Source organism: Marinobacterium mangrovicola, from assembly GCF_004339595.1.
Taxonomy (GTDB): domain Bacteria; phylum Pseudomonadota; class Gammaproteobacteria; order Pseudomonadales; family Balneatricaceae; genus Marinobacterium_D; species Marinobacterium_D mangrovicola.
On sequence record NZ_SMFU01000008.1, the window covers coordinates 698067 to 717105 of the forward strand.

Genomic DNA, 19039 nt, shown 5'->3' on the forward strand with positions numbered 1-19039 from the left:
AATTTAAATTTCACAAGGTCGCATTTGTCTTTTTGGTCAGAAAATGGACGTTTTTGACCTGTGACTCGCGGTTTTATCCTTGTTTTCTCCCTTATATACAGGAGCTTAGCCGGGTGGTTGAGACGTTTTCACGAAGTGAACTCTCAAAATGTATACAATTAATTGGTGGTTATGTGTTTTTGTCTGTTGATGGCTTATAGTGGAGATCACTGGCTGGAGGGCGCTTGGGCAGTTCTGGCTAAACAGAGAACAATAAGTAGAGGAGTAACGAACGATGGGCTATCTGACGACGCATGTGCTGGATTCCGCTCACGGTTGTCCCGGTGAAAATATCCCGGTATCCCTGTACCGCATCGGCAGCGACCAGAGCCGCGAGCTGATCAACCAGACCGCCACCAACGACGACGGCCGCTGCGACCAGCCGGTACTGGCCACCGAGGATTTCAAGAAAGGCGTCTACGAACTGGTATTCAGCGTCGGCGACTACTACCGCGGACGCGGCGTTGAGCTGCCGGAACCGGCCTTCCTCGATGAAGTGGTCCTGCGCTTCGGCATCGCCGACGAAGCCGAACACTACCATGTGCCGCTGCTGATCTCCCCGTACAGCTACTCCACTTATCGCGGCAGCTGAGCCGCCGTTAATGCAGATCGCACACTAAAAAGCCGCCCGGGAAACCGAGCGGCTTTTTTAGTGTTGCTCTTCAAGCATCGCGTAGCGATGAAAAACGGCTGTGGCAGAAACGCTGAACAGGGCGCGTTTAAGTAGTGTTAGCTGAACGCACCCTCGATACCCTTCGGCGAAGCCGAGCATCGCAGACGGAAAGAGAACAAAGGGAAAGGCTGTTTGAATGCCGAAGGCATGAGTTTCCTTTCCCGCTCTTTCAGTCGAGAAGCGCAGGGAAATCGGCGCAGCCGATCAAGTCGTCGGGGCGGCTTAGGATTATCAAGGATCTTGGCCGTCCAAGATCCTTGATTCGCCAGCAGGCGAAACCCGCGTCCAGCCAAGCCGCCAGGCTAGTCATATATGATTCCGCTGGCTAAGCCCGACTGCTCAAGAAAGTAACCAAGGCGCTACTTGATAAGCACCACACTCCCAATCCCCACAAACAACCCCGCGCTGGCACGATTGAAGTGCTCCAGGTTACGCCCGTTCTTCAATACCGGCGTCAACAGACGTGCACCACCGCCGTAGGCCAGCTTGCAGATCAGGTCGAGCACGCACCAGCTCAGGCACATCACCAGCAGCTGCGGCAGCAGTGCCGTATCCGCTGAGATGAACTGGGGCAGGAAAGCCACGAAGAACAGAATATCCTTCGGGTTGCTGATCCCCAGGGTAAAGGCACGCACAAACATCCGTGACGCCAGCGGCTTGGCCGGTTCCGAGTCGCTGGTCAGCGTACCCTGCGACGCTTCGCGCCACGCTTTGTAACCGAGCCAGATCAGGTAGCAGGCACCGGCGTAACGGATCACCGAGAACAGCGTCTCGGAGGCCGCCAGCAGGGCGCCAAGACCGGTGGCCGAGGCGGTGAGCAGAATCAGCGAGGCGAGGGTGCCACCGACAAAAGCGGGCAGGCTGCGTCGAATGCCGTGGTTAAGGCTGTTGGCGACCATCAGCAGGGACAGCGGGCCGGGGATCAGGATCACCAGCAGCGATGCCAGGCAGAACAGGGACCAGCTTTCAAAACTCATCAGTGCGTTACTCTTGGGTTGCGTTAAATAAGTTGCGTTAATAAAAGGAGCCCCCGTGAGGGGGCCCAAACCAGGGTTTCAGGGTGTTATCTATACAACTGCCATCAAGGCAGGAAAATAAATTTGGCGATAAATATCGCGGTCAGCGCCCAGACGCCGGTGCTGATCGATGCCGCTTTGCCGGTGCACAGTTTCAACGCCGTGTAGGAGACAAAGCCGATCGCGATGCCGTTAGCGATAGAGAAGGTCAGCGGCATCATGATGGTGGTCAGAATGGCCGGCGTAAACTCGGTCATATCATCCCAGTCGATCTTCGCCAGTGATCCCATCATCAGCATGGCGACATAGATCAGTGCGCCATCGACAGCAAAAGCGGGCAGCATCTGTGCCAGCGGCAGCAGGAACAGGCCGAACAGGAACAGTACGCCGATCACCACCGCGGTAAGGCCGGTGCGGCCACCCGCGGATACGCCGGCGGCGGATTCCACGTAGGAGGTGACCGGCGGGCAGCCAAAGGCGGTGCCGATGACGGAGGAGATGGAGTCCGCCTTCAGTGACTTGTCCAGGCCTTCGATCTTGCCGTTTTCGTCCTGTAGGCCAGCACGCTGGGCCACGCCCATCAGGGTGCCGGCGGTGTCGAAGATGTTCACAAACAGGAAGGTGATGATCACCGGAATCAGTGCGACTTCAAAGGCACCGGCTATATCCAGCTGCATGAACACCGGCGCCAGGTCGGCGAAGTTGGGCATGGCGACCAGGCCACCATCGGGCCAGGAGACAAAGCCGGACGCGGGCGCCCAGTCGACGCTGACGCTGAAGAACTCATAGGGCAGCACGGCGGCCATCAGGAAGGCGATGGCGGTGGTGATGCCGATACCGAGAATGACCGAGCCGAATACGCCGCGATAGCTGAGGATGCAGATCAGCAGGAAGCTCAGCAGGCCCAGCGCCGGCGCTTCCGGGCCGAACTCGCCGAAGCCGAAGTGGGTCAGGTCCGCCAGGGCAACCACGTTGTCCGGGTTGGGGACGACGATGCCGGTAAATCTCAGGCCGATAAAGCCGAGGAACAGGCCGACACCGGCGGTCATCGCCAGGCGCAGGCTGAGCGGAATGCTGTTGAGCATCCATTCACGCAGCCGCGTCACACTCATCAGCACAAACAGCACGCCGGAGAGGAACACCGCCCCCAGGGCGATCTGCCAGCTGTAGTCCATCTCCATTACCACGGTAAAGGTAAAGAAGGCGTTCAGCCCCATGCCGGGTGCCAGGCCGATGGGCCAGTTGGCGTACACGCCCATAAAGATGGTGGCGATCGCGGCACCGATACAGGTGGCCAGGAACAGCCCGTCGAACGGCATGCCGGTTTTGGACATGATGATCGGGTTCAGGAACATGATGTAAGACATGGTGATAAAGGTGGTCAGCCCTGCGATCACCTCGGTGCGTACATCGGTTTTATGTTCGTGAAGTTTGAAAAAACGGTCTAGAAACCGACGGTTCTCGGGCGGCGCCGAGTCCATTGCTACTTCTTGCTGCTGCGTGCGTTCCACAACGTCATCTCCTCAAAGGGAATTTCAGTGCCCTATTTTATTTTTATGGCTGACGGCCTGCTTGGAAAACTTAGAATCAATTCCAGGGGATCATCGGCCGCCGGGGTGTTGTGTTTCACTCCATGGAAACTCGGGAGGGCGTAAGCAGGCTTTTGGCCCTGTGGCGCTGCTGCTGGGGTGCTGCAGTCTGGCGTACGTCACTGCGAAGAGGATCTGCTTCGCTCGTGCCTCCCCAGGCACTGTCCTATTTAAATTGTGCTTTAACCGATCATAAAATTGTATACATAAAATTCAACCTCGGAGTCAGGTTTTTTCGTACGGTGAAATCGAAACTGGATGAATCAGATCGATATTCGTCCCGATTTGCGCTCGATTTTCTGTCTAGCCGGATAAAAACCGGTGCAATATCGGCAGGTAAGAGTGAGGGATTGTCCATGCCTGCAATTGTTGTAGATGTAAATGTGTACAAAAAATGAGCCAAAGTGTACGATTTACGGGCGTGCCGAGGCCTGAATTGCTGGTTGATCGTGGATAGCGAACAGTCAAAGGGCGGCGCCGCTACGATGCCATTCACAGCCGTTTCGAGCGGCAGTGAGTGAAGCTTTATGGGGTGGTTTATGGATATAAGGAAAAGTGATCCCATGAAGGGAGAGAAGAAAACCCAGGATGATGTGGTCTACGAGCATATTTTCGATGCGATCCTGGAACAGCGGCTGGCGCCTGGCACCAAGCTAAACGAAGAGTCGCTGGGCGATATTTTCGGTGTCAGCCGTACGATTATCCGTCGCGCGCTGGCGCGGCTCGGCTATGAACAGGTAGTGGTGCTGCGACCGAACCGCGGTGCGGTGGTGGCCAGCCCCAGCCTCGATGAGGCCCGGCAGATCGTGTTCGCCCGCCGCGTCGTGGAGAAAGCGGTCACCGAGCTGGTGTGCGAAAACGCCGATGCAAACCAGATTGAGCAGTTGAAGCAGATGGTGCGTGACGAACAGGCCTGCTTCGACCGTGGCGACCTGGGCGCGGGTATCCGCCTTTCCGGCGAGTTTCACCTGCTGCTGGCGGAGATCGCCAGAAACCCGCCGCTACTGAGCTTTCAGCGCAGCCTGGTGTCACTCAGCTCGCTGATCATCGCGCAGTTTGAAAAAGGCACTGCCAAATCCCATTGCTCCTACGATGAGCACTTCGAGCTGATCGATGCTTTTGCAAAGCGCGATAAAGAGAAGGCCGTGGCGCTGATGATGCATCACCTCGATCATATTGAGGAAAAGCTCAACCTTGGCGATGAAGCGGAAGAGAATGACCTGAAGGCGATCTTTTCCAATGTGATGAGCCGCAAGCAGAGCGCGCCACAAGCCTGAAGCTCTCATGCTCGAAAGATAAAACGCCCGACAGGGCGTTTTTTAATGGCTAATTCATTGTCGCTCCAAAACAACCTCAACTTGCTAAGCGCAGCCTATGTCCCCTTCAGCGCAGCCGAGCATCGCAGACTGAAAGAGAAAAAAGGGACCGACTGTCTGAGCCGCGCAGCGGCGAGTTTGGAGGTCCCTCTCTTTCAGGCAAGAAGCACAGGGAAATCGGCGCAGCCGATCAAGGTGCAGGGGTGGCTGGCGAAAACGGGAGTCAAAAAATCACTCGCATATGGCCGAGTACCTCCCGGTCTTGTTGTCAGTGGCATATTCGAATCACGCGGATATCAGTCGCGACTGTATATCTTCCGACCCATGGCAAAGGTCTCCTTCACCGCCCGATCATCCCCCAGGGTCATCAGCACAAACAGCCGCTCATCCAGACTTTTCGCCTGCTGCATCCGGTAGCTCATCAGCGGTGTGGCGTTGTAATCCAGTACCAGGAAGTCGGCCTCGCTGCCGGGTTCCAGGGTGCCGACCTGCTGGTCCAGCTCCAGGGCGCGGGCACCGCCGAGGGTGGCGAGGTAGAAGGATTTGAACGGGTGCAGTTTGCTGCCCTGCAGCTGCATCACCTTGTAGGCCTCGTTCAGTGTTTGCAGCATCGAGAAGCTGGTACCGGCACCCACATCGGTGCCCAGACCTACCTTGATCTTGTGCTGCTCCGCCTGGGGCAGATTGAACAGGCCGCTGCCGAGGAAAAGGTTGGAGGTGGGGCAGAAGGCGATGGCGGAATCGGTCTCGGCCAGGCGTTGGCACTCCTCGTCACAGAGGTGCACGCCGTGGGCGAACACCGAGCGTTTGCCGAGCAGGTTGTGGTGATCATACACATCCAGGTAGCCGCTCTGTTCCGGGAACAGCGCCTTGACCCACTCGATCTCGTTGCGGTTTTCCGACAGGTGAGTGTGCATGTACAAACCTTCATGCTCCCGCAGCAACTGACCGGCGGTGGCGAGCTGCTCCGGGCTACTCGTAGGCGCGAAGCGCGGGGTCACCGCGTAATGCAGGCGGCCCTTGCCGTGCCAGCGCTCGATCAGCGCCTTGCTGTCGCGATAGCCGCTCTCCGGCGTATCGGTCAGCGCTTCCGGTGCGTTGCGATCCATCATCACCTTGCCGGCGATCATGCGCAGGTTGTGTTTCTCCGCCGTGCTAAAGAAGGCATCCACCGACTGCGGATGCACGGTGCCAAATACCAGCGCGGTGGTGGTGCCGTTGCGTAGCAGCTCGTTGATAAAGATCTCGGGGACTTCAGCGGCATGGGCCGGGTCGGCGAACTTCTGCTCGGCGGGGAAGGTGTAGTTTTCCAGCCAGTCCAGTAGTTGTTCGCCGTAGGAGGCGATCATGCCGGTCTGTGGATAATGGATATGCGTGTCGATAAAGCCCGGCGTGATCAGGGCGTCTTCGTAGTGGCGGATGGTGGTGCCAGAGGACAGGTCCGGCATGATCTCTGCGGCCTCTCCAAGGGCTAGGATGCGGCCATCCTGCACCACCATCATGCCGTCTTCAAAGTAACGGTAGCTGTTTTCAAGGCCCAGCTCGGCCGGATCGCCCAGGCTGTCCAGGATAGAAGCCCGGTACGCGATGGTGCCGGAGCCTGATGTTGAATCTGTCATGTGTTGGTTCCAGTTGTGCTGAGAGCAGCGTTAGCGAGTGCTGACTAAGGGGATAAACAGGGCGGTCAGACGGCCAGTCTTTCCAGCGCCTTGGTTTGCACGAGGGGCTGGGTTTCAACGCCGAACGAGGCGTTGTACTGGGCGATCACCTCACCGGCCACGGAGACGGCGATCTCCGCCGGCAGTTTGCCCTTCACCTCCGGGATGCCCATGGGGCAGGTCATCCGTTCCAGCAGGGAGTCGTCAAAGCCCTTGGCTTTGAGGCGGTGCTCGAACTTTTTGCGTTTGGTCTGGGAGCCGATCAAACCGAAGTAGCTGAAGTCGTTGCGCTTCAGGATCGCTTCGGTGAGCTCCTGGTCCAGCTGGTGGTTATGGGTCATCACAATGAAGTAGCTGTCGACCGGTTGCCGGGCGATCTCATCCACAGGGAACTCGTTGACCACTTTTTCCACACCCTCCGGCAACATTGCCGGGAACTCATCCTCCCGGGCATCGACCCAGCGGATACGGCAGGGCAGGGTGGCAAGGATCGGCACCAGAGCCCGGCCCACGTGGCCGGCGCCGAACAGCACGATCTGCACGATGCCGGTGTTAAGCGGTTCGAACAGCAGAGTGGTGGCGCCACCGCAGCACTGGCCGAGGCTGGCGCCGAGGGAGAAGCGCTCCAGCCGTGGCTGGGTCTGTTTCTCCTCAAGCATGGCGCGTGCGATTTTGATCGACTTGTGCTCCAGATGGCCGCCGCCGATGGTGTCGAAACGCTCGCTGGCGCTGACCAGCATCTTGGCGCCGGCGTTGCGCGGCGTGGAGCCACGCTCCTCTACCACGGTGATCATCACCGCCGGTGTGGCCTCCGCTTCCAGCCGGCTCAGCGCCTTGATCCACTCGCTGTTCATGATTCAGCTCCCGATTTTTATAGTGTTTTTGTGGTTACGGAGAATTCAGGCCGGTTCGGTGACGGTGTCAGGGTCGGTCTGTTGAGCGAACGCTTCCATCCGCTGGATCGCCCAGAGCACACGCTCAGGCGTGGCCGGCGCGTCGATGGCCGGGCTGACCCGGTAGTCGGCGACGCTGGCGATGGCATCCTTGATGGCGCAGAACACGGAGATACCGAGCATGAACGGCGGCTCGCCCACCGCCTTGGAGTGGAACACGGTGTCTTCGCGGTTCTTGCGGTTCTCCACCAGGCGTACACGGAAGTCGATCGGCATATCGGTGATCGCCGGGATCTTGTAGCTGGCGGGGCCCGAGGTCATCAGGCGGCCCTGATCGTTCCAGACCAGCTCTTCCGAGGTGAGCCAGCCGGCACCCTGGACGAACGCGCCCTCGACCTGGCCGATATCGATGGCCGGGTTCAGCGAGGCGCCCACATCGTGGAGGATATCGGCGCGCAGGATCTTGTATTCCCCGGTCAGGGTGTCGACCACCACCTCGCTGCAGGCGACGCCGTAAGCGAAGTAGTAGAAGGGGCGGCCTCGGGCGTTGTCGCGGTCGTAGTAGATCTTCGGCGTGCGGTAGAAGCCGGTGCTAGATAACGAGATCTGGTTGAAGTACGCCAGCTGAATAAACTCGGCGAACGGCAGTACTTCGTCCCGGATCACCACGTAGTTGTTGCTGAAGCTCACATCCTCTTCGGTCACATTGAAGTGGCGGGCGGCAAACTCGATCAGGCGCTGCTTGATGGTACGCGCGGCGTTCTGCGCCGCCTTGCCGTTAAGATCCGCACCGGAGGAGGCGGCGGTGGGCGAGGTGTTCGGCACCTTATCGGTGTTGGTGGCGGTGATCTTGATGGTATCGAAGTCCACCTGGAACTCTTCGGCCACGATCTGGGCGACCTTGGTGTTGAGCCCCTGGCCCATCTCGGTGCCACCGTGGTTCAGATGGATGCTGCCATCGGTGTAGATATGGATCAGCGCGCCGGCCTGGTTAAGGAAGGTGGCGGTAAAGGAGATACCGAACTTCACCGGCGTCAGTGCCAGACCCTTTTTCAGGATCGGGCTGCTGGCGTTGTACTGGCGGATCTTGCGGCGCCGCTTCTGGTATTCGCAGCTCTCCTCCAGGTCGGCAATCATCTCCGGCAGGTCGTTGTCCTCTACTTTCTGGAAGTAGTGGGTGGTGTCGCGACCTTCGCTGCCATAGAGGTTGTGCTTGCGTACCTCGAGTGGGTCCTTGCCCAGGCGGCGGGCGATATCGTCCAGAATGATCTCCGGCATGATCAGCCCCTGGGGACCGCCGAAGCCGCGATAAGCAGTGTTGGACGCCAGGTTGGTCTTGCAGCGGTAGCCGGTGATGGTGGCATCACCCAGGTAGTAGCCGTTATCGCTGTGGAACATGGCGCGGTCGACGATGGAGTTGGAGAGATCCGGCGAGTAACCGCAGTTACCGGCCAGCTTCATCTCGCAACCGGTGATAAGGCCGCTGTCGTCAAAACCCACCTCATACTGGTTGAAGAAGGGGTGACGCTTGCCGGTCATCATCATGTCTTCCATACGCGGCAGGCGCATCTTCGCCGGTCGGCGGGTGAGGTGTGCGACAACCGCGGCCAGGCAGGCCGGCATTGCTGCCTGGGTCTCCTTGCCGCCGAAACCGCCACCCATGCGGCGCATATCGATCTGCACGTTATTGAAGGAGACGCCCAGCACCTCGGCCACCAATTTCTGGATTTCGGTGGGGTTCTGGCTGGAAGTAAACACGATCATGCCGCCATCTTCGGTGGGCACCACCGAGGAGATCTGCGTCTCCAGATAGAAATGTTCCTGGCCACCGATATGGGCGCTGCCGCTGATGCGGTGTTTGGCTGACGCCAGTGCCGCTGCGGAATCACCGCGCTTGTGAGTATGCGGCTCGGTGACGAAGTGCTCCTGCTCAAGCGCCTGTTCCACGGACAGTACCGGTTCCAGCTCCTCGTACTCGACGATGGCGGCCATGGCCGCCTTGCGGGCGGTTTCCAGGTCGTTGGCGGCCACCGCTAGTACCGGCTGGCCGTAGTACTCGACCACACCGTCTGCCAGCAGAGGATCGCCGGGCGCCACGGCGCCGATATCCAGCTGGCCCGGCACATCCTGGGCGGTGATCGCGATGGCGACACCGGGGAAGTTGTAGCAGGGGGTCACGTCCAGTTTGGTGATGCGGGCATGCGCCTTCTCGGACATGCGCGCATAAACATGCAGCTGGTTCGGAAACTCCAGGCGGTCATCGACGTAGATTGCTTCGCCGCTGACCTGCTTCGCCGCGCTCTCATGTTTGACGCTGCGGCCGACGCCGGTCACCAGGTCCTGTTTGGTAAGTTCCAGCATCTCGGCGTAACTTTTTTTATTGTTCTGGTGGTTAGACATAGGCGGTCACCCGTGTTTCTGCTTCTGGGGATTCAAGCTCGACAAAGTAGCGGGTCAGCAGGTTGACGGCGGTTACCTGGCGGTACTCGCGGGAGGCGCGGAAATCGGAGATCGGCGCAAAGTCCTGCGCCAGTGCCTGCTTTGCCTTGTTGATGGTGTCGCGGTTCCAGGCGGCGCCGGTCAGCGCCTGTTCGCACAGGCTGGCGCGTTTGGGAATGGCCGCCATACCGCCGTAGGCGATCCTGGCGGATTGGACTACACCATCGCGGACCACCAGGTTGAAACAACCGAGCACCGCGGAGATATCGTCATCGATCCGCTTGGACAGCTTGTAGCTACGGAACTCGCCATTAGCCGCGGCCCTGGGAACAAGCACCTTCTCGATAAACTCACCCGGCTGCTGGGCGGTTACCTTGTAGTCAATAAAATAATCCTGCAGATCAATGGTCCGGGTCTGCTCGCCCTTGCGGAGGACAAGCTGTGCACCCAGCGCAATCAGGGCGGGCGGTGAGTCACCAATCGGAGAGGCATTTCCGATATTGCCGCCCAGGGTTCCCTGGTTGCGGATCTGCAGGGAGGCGAACCTGTGAAGCAGGGCGCCGAAATCGGGATAGTCCTGGCTCAGAGCCTGGTAGCAGTCGGTCAGCGGCGCGGCGGCGCCGAGCTCGATCTGCTCATCAGTGACGCGGACCTGTTTCATCTCGGCGATATCGCCGACATAAATAAGCCTGGGGATCTCGCGGTGGAACTGGGTCACTTCCAGCGCCAGGTCAGTGCCGCCAGCGACCAGGCGGGCATCAGGGTGCTGTTCCAGCAGGCTGGCCAGCTCCGACAGGGAGCTCGGGTTAAAGGCGGTTTTGGCTCCGTCGCTAAGCTCTACCTGGGTCTGTGGCTGGATCTCGCGCAGGCGGGCAAGCGTGGCGGACTGCTCGGTATCGAAGCTGTCGGGCGTGACATCGTCGTACATCTTTTCGGCCGCTTCGACGATGGGGCGGTAGCCGGTGCAGCGGCAAAGGTTGCCGGCCAGGGCCTCGTGGATCTCCTCTTTGCCCGGTGTGCCGACGTTCTTGGCACTATTTTTACCCAAGGCAAACATCGACATCACGATGCCGGGTGTGCAGAAGCCACACTGGCTGCCGTGGCAATCCACCATCGCCTGCTGGGCGGGGTGAAGCCGGTTTCCCTGCTTCAGATCTTCCACCGTAATCAGCTGCTTGCCGTTCAGGGCGGAGACGAAGGTGAGGCAGGAGTTAACGCTTTTATATCGGATACGGTCGCCGTCCGGTTCGCCCAGCACAACGGTACAGGCGCCGCAGTCGCCCGAGGCGCAGCCCTCCTTGGTGCCGGTTTTACGAGCCTTGGTGCGCAGGTAGTTGAGCACCGTCATGTTGGGGTCCAGCTGTTCTTCGACCCGCAGCTCTCTGTTGAGTAGGAACCTGATCAAGGAGGGCCTCCTTTCTTATGTTTATTACTGAGGTGTTTATCTTTGAGGTGTTTGTCACTGAGGAGCTGAGTGCTCAGTTATTCGGAGCTTTGCAGTGCCGAGCTCCCTGGGTTTTGACTGATTAAAGTGAAAGCTGACTTTTGAGTCAACTTTAAATCTGACTCTTAAGTCAGTAAATGGCGTGTCTTTGTAGATAGAAAATCTGTCAATTGAGAGTTTGGCAGATGAATAAATTAAGAATCAGTAATTTATTGATTAATAGTTTCGTTTATTCGTGATTCTCGGTGTTTCGTGTACTTTTTTTCATGGTGTTTTGTGTACAAAGTGAATTCTTTGTTTTTGCCGAATACGGGTGGCTCCAGGTCGATGGAACATTCTTATTATCGCGTTATTTGATTGGCTCTGGGTCGACAACAGTCGGAGGTAGGTTGGCTTTACTGTTTGAATGTAAAGGTCTTTTTTAGATTTGAGAAAGCGCGGAGACAGCCTTTCATATAGTGAATACAAATCCGGGCCTGAATTGTGGACAAAAGCTGACCGGTCGATTAGGTTTTTAGACCTGCGGGTTCAAAGCCTGCCTGCAACGCTTGTGATTCTCTCGGTCGTGAACGCGCTCTGCCATGGAAGCGCTTCAGCCGGAATGCGGCGAGAGAAAGACCAACAACAATAATAGGGAAGCTGTGAAGCCGTCGATGTCATCTCAGGCTTACAGGCCGGCGCACTCTCAAGGCGGACTTTTGCTGGCGTAGTGGTGCTACGTCAAGAAAGTCCAACACAGAGAGAGTGTCGGCCTGTAAGCCCCGAAGGGCGCGGCTTGAAGTGTCCATCTACAGCGTTGAGCTTTTTGCCAAGGGCTACGGCCATTGCCTGCAAAGCTCGCCTTGTACCTGAACACTTCAGGCCACGCTGAGACGCCATAGACCGGTTTACAGCTTCCCCGAGGTATTTTCACAATGGCAAAGCAAGACTCTACGATCGATCTGGTCTTCGGACTGGATGACAAACCGCGCTTTTCGGTATCGGTGTTCGCTGCGCTCCAGCATGTGCTGGCGAGCTTTATCGGTATCATTACGCCCACCCTGATCGTGGGCGGTGTACTGGGTTTAGGCAGTGAAGTGCCCTACCTGGTGAGTATGGCCCTGATCGTGTCCGGTATCGGCACGTTTATTCAGGCCCGCCGGATCGGGCCGATCGGCTCCGGCCTGTTATGTGTGCAGGGCACCAGCTTTGCATTTCTCAGCTCCATTCTCGCTGCCGGCTTTATCGTCAAAGGCAATGGCGGCGGGCCGGATGAGATTCTCTCCACCATTTTCGGTGTCTGCTTCCTCGCGGCCTTCGTTGAGATATTCATCAGCCGCTTTATCGATAAACTGCGCCGGATCATCACGCCGGTGGTGACCGGTACCATCATTACGCTGATCGGTTTGTCGCTGATCAAGGTGTCGATGACCGATATCGCCGGTGGCGTGAATGCCCCGGATCTGGGGGCTCCGGTTAACCTGGCGCTGGCGGGTGTGGTGCTGATCACCATCGTGATCTTCAACCGTTTTCAGTTCCATATGCTGCGCCTGAGTGCGGTGATCATCGGCCTTACCCTGGGCTTTGTAGTGGCCTGGTCCATCGGCAAGGTGGATTTCAGCGGCCTGGATGAACTCTCCCTGATCGCTATTCCCGTACCCTTTAAATATGGCTTCAGCTTCGACTTTGCCGCCTTTATGCCGATTGCGATCATCTACATGATCACCGCATTGGAAACCACCGGTGACCTGACCGCCAACAGCATGGTCTCCCGTCAGCCGGTGGATGGCCCTGTCTACATCCGTCGCATCAAGGCCGGAGTACTGGCTGACGGCGTCAACTCTGCTATCGCTTCCACCCTGAACAGCCTGCCGATGACCACCTTCAGCCAGAACAACGGTGTGATTCAGCTCACCGGTGTAGCCAGCCGCCACGTGGCGATCTTTATCGCAGCGATCCTGGCGCTGCTGGGCCTGTTCCCGATTATTGGCGGCATATTGCAGCAGATGCCCAAGCCGGTGCTGGGCGGTGCGACGCTGATTATGTTCGGTACTGTCGCCATGGCCGGGGTGAAGATCATTGCGGAAGCGGGGCTGAACCGCCGCAACATGCTGATCACCGCGATCTCTATCGGTATGGGGCTGGGGGTGGCCGGTGTGCCTGAAGTGCTGTCCGCCATGCCGCAGGGGCTGAAGAACATCATCGGCTCTCCGCTGACCATCGGTGCCCTGTCTGCGATCATTCTTAACTTCCTGCTGCCGCAGAATATGGATGTGGCACCGGAAACCGCTGCCGAGCCGGCTGTCACGGCTGAAAATTCCGAGAGCAGTGAGGCGGAAAAACGCTCCATGTCCCGTGCCGCGGTGTCCCGCCCGGCCAACAGTTAATCAACTCACCATCAAGCCATTATCAAACGATCATTAAACGATCATTAACCTACAACGATAAACTGGAACAACTTAGTGAACGCTTCCCGACGTATCTGGATTAAGTCACCGCTGGCAACCCTGGACAAGGCAAGTGCCGGTGGTGTGGTTATCGAAGGATCGCGCATTGTCGAAGTGCTGGCCGCAGGAGAGGCGCCGGCCGCACCCGTCGATGAGCAGTTTGATGCTCATGAACATGTGATGTTACCCGGGCTGATCAACGGCCATCATCACTTTTACCAGACGCTGACCCGGGCTTTCCCGGGGGCGTTGAACAAATCCTTGTTCAGCTGGCTGAAAAGCCTTTACCCGGTCTGGGCCAGGCTAGGGGAGGAGATGGTCGAGGTCTCGACCCAGGTGGCGCTGGCGGAGCTGCTGCTCTCCGGCTGTACTACGGCGAGCGATCATCACTACCTCTTCCCCGAGGGGCTGGAGGACGCCATCGATATCCAGATGGCGCAGGCGGAAAAGCTGGGCATGCGTGTGCACCTGACGCGTGGCTCCATGAGCCTTGGCGAAGAGGATGGCGGTCTGCCGCCGCAGAGCACAGTGCAGGATGAAGACAGCATCCTGGCTGACAGCGAACGGCTGATCCAGCGCTATCATCGGGCTGAACCCGGCGCCATGAGCCGGGTGGCGCTGGCACCCTGTTCTCCCTTCTCGGTCAGCGAAAGCCTGATGAAAGCCAGTGCCCAGCTGGCGGAAAAACACGGCGTGCGTCTGCATACCCATCTGGCCGAGACCCACGATGAGACCGCGTTCTGCGAAAAGATGTTTGGTCTGAGACCGCTGGATTACCTGGAAAAGGTGGGCTGGCTCAGTGACCGGGTATGGCTGGCTCACGGTATCCACTTCAATGACGAAGAGATCCGCCGTCTCGGAGCGGCGGGAACCGGTATCGCCCACTGCCCGTCATCGAACATGCTGCTGGCCTCGGGCCTTTGTCCGACCCTGGATCTGGAACGTGCCGGCTCTCCGGTGGGGCTGGGTGTGGACGGTTCTGCCTCCAACGATGGTTCCAACATGATCCAGGAGGTACGCCAGGCGTTCCTGCTCGGCAGACTGCGTTACGAGGCCTCCGAGATTACCCATCAGAAGGTGCTCCGCTGGGCCACCGAAGGCTCGGCGCGCTGCCTGGGCCGCGAAGACCTCGGAGCTCTGAAAGTCGGTATGCAGGCGGATATCGCCCTGTTCCGGCTCGATGAACTGCGCTTTGCCGGTGCCGGCGATCCGCTGGCTGCGCTGGTGCTCTGCGGTGCCCATCAGGCTGATCAGGTCATGGTGGCGGGGCAGTGGCGAGTACGCGATGGCGCGATCCTTGGCCTTGATCTTAAAGAGTTGATCAAGCGGCAGAAACGCCTGGCCCTCAAGCTCGCCGCCTGATGCTTTCCGGCTAGTGAACAGCCGAGAGCAACACTCAACGCCAGGTTAAGCGCAAGGCTCAGAGAAACGGGAGCGCCCCGCGCGCTCCCACTCAACCTGTTTCTATGAATCCCTTTGAACATGCTGTCCCGCCCAGGGCCGGCAGGGCCGCATTCACCTCAACGAAACCCTAAAAATAACAATGAAGGATGGTGCTCAAATGAAAATAAAAACAACAGCAGGCTGCCTTTTGACCGGCGCTCTTATCTGCTCACCGGCGTCCGCCGAGCAGCTCTGGAGTACGTTCAGCCTGACCTATCTGAACGGCAGTGAGTATGAGGTGGGAGACGATGACCGCCAGGTAATCACTGTCGAACACGCCAGCGCTCATAGCTGGGGCGATAACTTCTTCTTCCTCGACCGTTTGAAGTCAGACAACGGTTACACCGAAAACTACATGGAGCTGTCGCCGCGGCTGAGCCTGGTCAACCTGACCGGGCGCGATCTCTCCTTTGGCCCGGTGAAGGATCTTCTGCTCTCCGCTACCTGGGAAAGCGGGGAGGGCTTTGATGACTATCTTGCCGGTATCGGCATCAGCCTGGATGTTCCTGGCTTTCGCTACTTCAATGCCAACCTCTATCACGTTAACAACGAGAACAAGGACGACGACCAGCAGCTGACGCTGACCTGGGGGTTGCCGTTCGAGCTTGGCAGCGCCGAGTTTCTCTATGACGGCTTCCTCGACTGGTCCACCAGCGAGTCCGACCATGCGGCGGAAATGAACTTCACCTCTCAGCTTAAATGGAACGTCGGCAAGCTGTTCGATGCCAGGGCACCGGTCTATGTCGGCGTTGAGTATGCCCACTGGAACAACAAGTTCGGGATCGACGGAATCGATGAGCGTAATCCCTCGTTCCTGCTGAAGTGGCATTTCTGACCTGCCTATTAATGCTCGTTTCTAGATCACACCCCGTGGGTTTTCCCTTTCATCCTGCAGCGGTGTGAGTTTTTCCCGGCGCCTTTCGGAGTAGTCACCGGCTGGCGCTCTTTTTATTTCTCTCATGTTTCTGAAGGCAAACAGGTGACTGCAGAGTATCGATTCTGCCGCGCGCTTCTGCTCGGCTTCAGCCAGATCATGCTGCATTCGAACGCACTGACCGGGCTGCTTTTTCTAGCTGCCATTGCGCTCAACTCGCTATGGATGTGCCTGGCTGCCGTTGGCGCAAGCCTGGTCGCTAATGCCGCAGCGCTGTTGTTGGGCGCCTGCAGAGAGCATATCGAGCAGGGGCTCTACGGTTACAACGGTGCCTTGGTGGGCCTGGCCTGTGCGGTGTATTGGCCACCCGATATCGATCTGGTGGTGATTGTCGCCCTGGCGGCGCTGCTCAGTACGCTGTTGGTGCGGCTGCTGATTGAGCCGCTTGGCGCTCAGGTTTTCACCACACCCTTTATTCTCTCTATCTGGCTGATAACGGCGTTTGTCGGTGTGGAGCCTGTAGCGGTTGAGCCGGTTAGCCGAACGGGGCTGGACAACCTGCTGCTGGGGTTTGGCCAGGTGCTATTTCTGCATAATCCGCTGTCATGCCTGCTGGTGTTGCTGGGTGTTGCCGTTGCCTCCCGCAGGGCTTTCTGCTGGGCAGCTGTCGCCGTGGTGATCAGCAGTGGTTTTGCCTTTCTGTTGGGTGAGGCGGAGAAGGTCGTTTTCAGCGGCTTTTACGCCTACAACGCGGTGCTGGTGGCGATGGCGCTGTCGAACCGCAGAGAATCCGATGCGCTGACGCTGATCGCTGCGGTGCTTTTGAGTGTTGTCCTGACGGGGTGGTTGGAACGTACCGGCGTACCGGTGCTGACCGCCCCGTTCGTTATGGTGTGTTGGCTTGCGTTCTCGTTAAGCGGGCGCCTGGGACGCTGGGGGCAGGAGCGGGCGCAGGGTTAGTCTGTCAGACCCGGCCCGCAAGCTAAGAACAAAAAGCGGCTGTTTATTTCTTTTTGAGCTGTCCCAGTATGGTGTGAACCAGCTTCGTGCTGTCGAAGGGTTTATCCAGGCAGTCCTGCATACCGGCATCCAGACAGCGGCTGCGGATCTCTTCGCTGCTTTTTATCCCAAGGGCGACGATGGGGATCTGGTCCCACTGTCGGTCGTGGCGGATATTCTCGGTGGCGGAAAAACCATCCATCACCGGCATCTCCAGGTCCATCAGGACAATATCCACCGGCTCGGCTTCATCGGTAAAGAAGCGGTACGCCTCCTCGCCGTTGCGCTTCCAGATCACCTGGGCGCCTTCGGTTTCCAGCAGCAGCGTGGCCACGGTGGCGTTGACGCGGTTGTCCTCGACCAGCAGCAGGCGCACGCCGGCCAGTGGGGAGTCGGCCTGGAGCGGATCGTTGAGTACTGGAATCGCGTCGGGGCCTACCTGGCGTGCCTGGGCGATCTGATTAAACCGTTCCGCAAGAATGGAGGGCACGATCGGCTTGGTCAGTTCTGCATCGGGCAGTTCGGCTTGGCCTGACTGCGGGTTGTAACGGCGCGAAAAGCCGATGCATACCGGGCGCTGCTCAATCGGTAGGCTATCCAGGTGTTCCCAGAGGCTGCGGTCCTGGCGGGTCAGTGTCGGGGTGTCGATCAGAATGGCGTCGATCTGGCTTTCCTGCTCACAGACGCTCAGGGCCGAGGCGCCGGATGTGGCCAAGTAGGTGTTCCAGCCCAGCGTATGGCTGAGATTGGAGATGATGCGGCGGCCCACTTCCGACTTGCTGACGATCAGTATCTTGGGTGAAGGGGGCTCGGCATCGGAAGCCTCCTCGGTGGCGCTGTCTTCCTGGGGAAGGGCGAGATTGAGTGTGAAGTAGAAGCGGGCGCCGAGGCCGTATTCGCTTTTGAACTCCAGTTCGCCGCCCATCATGTCGACCAGCTCGCGGCTGATCGCGAGGCCCAGACCGGTGCCACCAAAGCGTTTGCTGATCATGCCATCCGCTTGACGGAACGCCTCGAATACCCGGTGCTGCTGCTCCGGGGAGATGCCGATACCAGTATCGATCACCTCGAAATGCAGCTTGATGCGGTCTTTTTCCCTGCCCAGGTTGGAGAGTTTGATGACCACCCGGCCGTGTTCGGTGAACTTGACCGCGTTCTCGCCCAGATGCAGTAGCACCTGTGACAGGCGCAGCTCATCGGCGATCAACAGTTCCGGCACATCGGGGTCGATATCGAACCAGAGGTCCAGGGGTTTATCGCCCACCTGGGAGGAGAGCAGGGCGGCCAGCTTGCGCAGCAGGTTATCCAGCTCCATGGGCCGGCAGTCGAGCTGCAGGTCGTTACTCTCGATGCGTGAATAATCGAAGATGTCGTCGACGATCTGGGTCAGGTGACGGGATGCCTGAAGCGCATCGCGGATATGCTGACGGGCGTTACCGCTCTGGGATTCCGACTCCAGCTGCTGCAGTGCGCTGGTCAGGCCACTGATCGGCGCGCTGAAGCCGTGACTCATGTTGGCAAGGAAGCGCGCCTTGCGCACATGTTCCTGTTCCACCTGGCCGTTGGCACGCTTCAGCTCCTCACTGGTTCTCAGTAGTTCCAGGTTGGCCATCACCTGAGTGGCCAGGGTCTGCAGTGCGTGCCGCTGTGATGAGGTCAGCTTGTGAGGTTCGAAGGCCATGACACAGAGAGTCCCGAGGGCATAGCCATCGGGGGTGATCAGCGGAACGCCGGCGTAAAAGCGGATATGCGGCCGGTGTTTGACCAGCGGGTTTTCGCGGAAGCGCGGGTCTTTGTCCGCATCTTCCACCTCCAGCATCTCGGTCTGGCGGATGGTGCGGTCACAAAAGGATGCCTGCCTCGGTGTCTGCAGAATATCGAGACCGACCCGGCAACGGAACCAGAGCCGGTCCGCGTCGATCAGGCTGATAAGCGCTACCGGCAGGTCACAGATATAGGCGGCCAGCCGGCTCAGCTCAAGCAGTCCGGTATCGGCGTCGATGATTCTGTAGTTGCTCAGCGCCTGCAAGCGTGCTTTTTCATGCGCGGACATCGGCGCCGAACCCATTGGATTCTCCATAACTACTCATTATCAGTGATCAGGCAGCCTGTAAACGGAAATGGGGCTGGCCTGCGGGAATATTGATTCTGCATGGAATCGATCTCGCCTGCGCTGGTCCCGGTCAATGAATGACTGCCGCTGAATACCTTCTTTTTATCTATTTGCTGT

General features: G+C 58.5%; 13 protein-coding genes. 6 read left to right on the forward strand and 7 right to left on the reverse strand.

Annotated elements, in window-relative coordinates:
- The first annotated feature begins 274 nt into the window (after positions 1 to 274).
- Positions 275 to 631, forward strand: coding sequence for a hydroxyisourate hydrolase (uraH, locus tag CLV83_RS11630; protein WP_132292165.1), 357 nt, complete (start codon positions 275 to 277; stop codon positions 629 to 631).
- Between the two features lie 440 nt (positions 632 to 1071).
- Here the strand turns inward: uraH and CLV83_RS11635 are convergent, their stop codons facing one another.
- Entirely contained in the window at positions 1072 to 1689 is a 618-nt protein-coding gene (locus CLV83_RS11635) for a LysE family translocator (RefSeq protein ID WP_104003244.1), read from the reverse strand.
- Positions 1690 to 1793: 104 nt separating this feature from the next.
- Positions 1794 to 3239 (reverse strand): NCS2 family permease, encoded by a 1446-nt coding sequence (locus CLV83_RS11640; protein WP_424399122.1) that lies wholly within the window; start codon positions 3237 to 3239, stop codon positions 1794 to 1796.
- Between the two features lie 617 nt (positions 3240 to 3856).
- Between CLV83_RS11640 and CLV83_RS11645 the strand changes: the two genes are divergently transcribed.
- Entirely contained in the window at positions 3857 to 4594 is a 738-nt protein-coding gene (locus tag CLV83_RS11645; RefSeq protein WP_165900290.1) for a GntR family transcriptional regulator, read from the forward strand.
- 335 nt (positions 4595 to 4929) lie between these two features.
- On the opposite strand, the gene guaD is transcribed toward CLV83_RS11645, so the two are convergent.
- From guaD to xdhA, 4 genes are all read right to left on the reverse strand, one after another.
- Positions 4930 to 6252, reverse strand: coding sequence for a guanine deaminase (guaD, locus tag CLV83_RS11650; protein ID WP_132292171.1), 1323 nt, complete (start codon positions 6250 to 6252; stop codon positions 4930 to 4932).
- A 65-nt stretch (positions 6253 to 6317) separates the two neighbouring features.
- Positions 6318 to 7145 carry a xanthine dehydrogenase accessory protein XdhC gene (gene xdhC, locus CLV83_RS11655; RefSeq protein WP_132292174.1) on the reverse strand — a complete coding sequence of 276 codons (828 nt, stop codon included), beginning with the start codon at positions 7143 to 7145 and terminating at the stop codon, positions 6318 to 6320.
- A gap of 45 nt (positions 7146 to 7190) precedes the next feature.
- Positions 7191 to 9584 (reverse strand): xanthine dehydrogenase molybdopterin binding subunit, encoded by a 2394-nt coding sequence (gene xdhB / locus CLV83_RS11660; protein ID WP_132292177.1) that lies wholly within the window; start codon positions 9582 to 9584, stop codon positions 7191 to 7193.
- Positions 9577 to 11028, reverse strand: a complete 1452-nt coding sequence (xdhA, locus tag CLV83_RS11665) for a xanthine dehydrogenase small subunit (protein ID WP_132292180.1) — start codon at positions 11026 to 11028, stop codon at positions 9577 to 9579. Before xdhA ends, xdhB begins: the two co-directional genes overlap by 8 nt.
- Before the next feature lie 953 nt (positions 11029 to 11981).
- Between xdhA and CLV83_RS11670 the strand changes: the two genes are divergently transcribed.
- The 4 genes from CLV83_RS11670 to CLV83_RS11685 all read left to right on the forward strand — a co-directional run bounded on the left by CLV83_RS11670 (position 11982) and on the right by CLV83_RS11685 (position 16770).
- Positions 11982 to 13433 (forward strand): nucleobase:cation symporter-2 family protein, encoded by a 1452-nt coding sequence (locus CLV83_RS11670; RefSeq protein WP_132292183.1) that lies wholly within the window; start codon positions 11982 to 11984, stop codon positions 13431 to 13433.
- A 75-nt stretch (positions 13434 to 13508) separates the two neighbouring features.
- Positions 13509 to 14855: an 8-oxoguanine deaminase gene (locus CLV83_RS11675; protein WP_132292186.1), complete on the forward strand. Its 1347-nt coding sequence runs from the start codon at positions 13509 to 13511 to the stop codon at positions 14853 to 14855.
- A gap of 199 nt (positions 14856 to 15054) precedes the next feature.
- A complete protein-coding gene (locus tag CLV83_RS11680; RefSeq protein ID WP_132292189.1) occupies positions 15055 to 15771 on the forward strand; it encodes a DUF5020 family protein in 717 nt (238 codons plus the stop codon).
- A gap of 144 nt (positions 15772 to 15915) precedes the next feature.
- Positions 15916 to 16770 (forward strand): urea transporter, encoded by an 855-nt coding sequence (locus CLV83_RS11685; protein ID WP_132292192.1) that lies wholly within the window; start codon positions 15916 to 15918, stop codon positions 16768 to 16770.
- 43 nt (positions 16771 to 16813) lie between these two features.
- Here CLV83_RS11685 and CLV83_RS11690 read toward each other — a convergent pair whose 3' ends face one another.
- The gene (locus CLV83_RS11690; RefSeq protein WP_132292195.1) at positions 16814 to 18889 is read right to left on the reverse strand and encodes an ATP-binding protein; all 2076 of its coding nucleotides are present in this window, start codon (positions 18887 to 18889) and stop codon (positions 16814 to 16816) included.
- Positions 18890 to 19039: the final 150 nt, after the last annotated feature.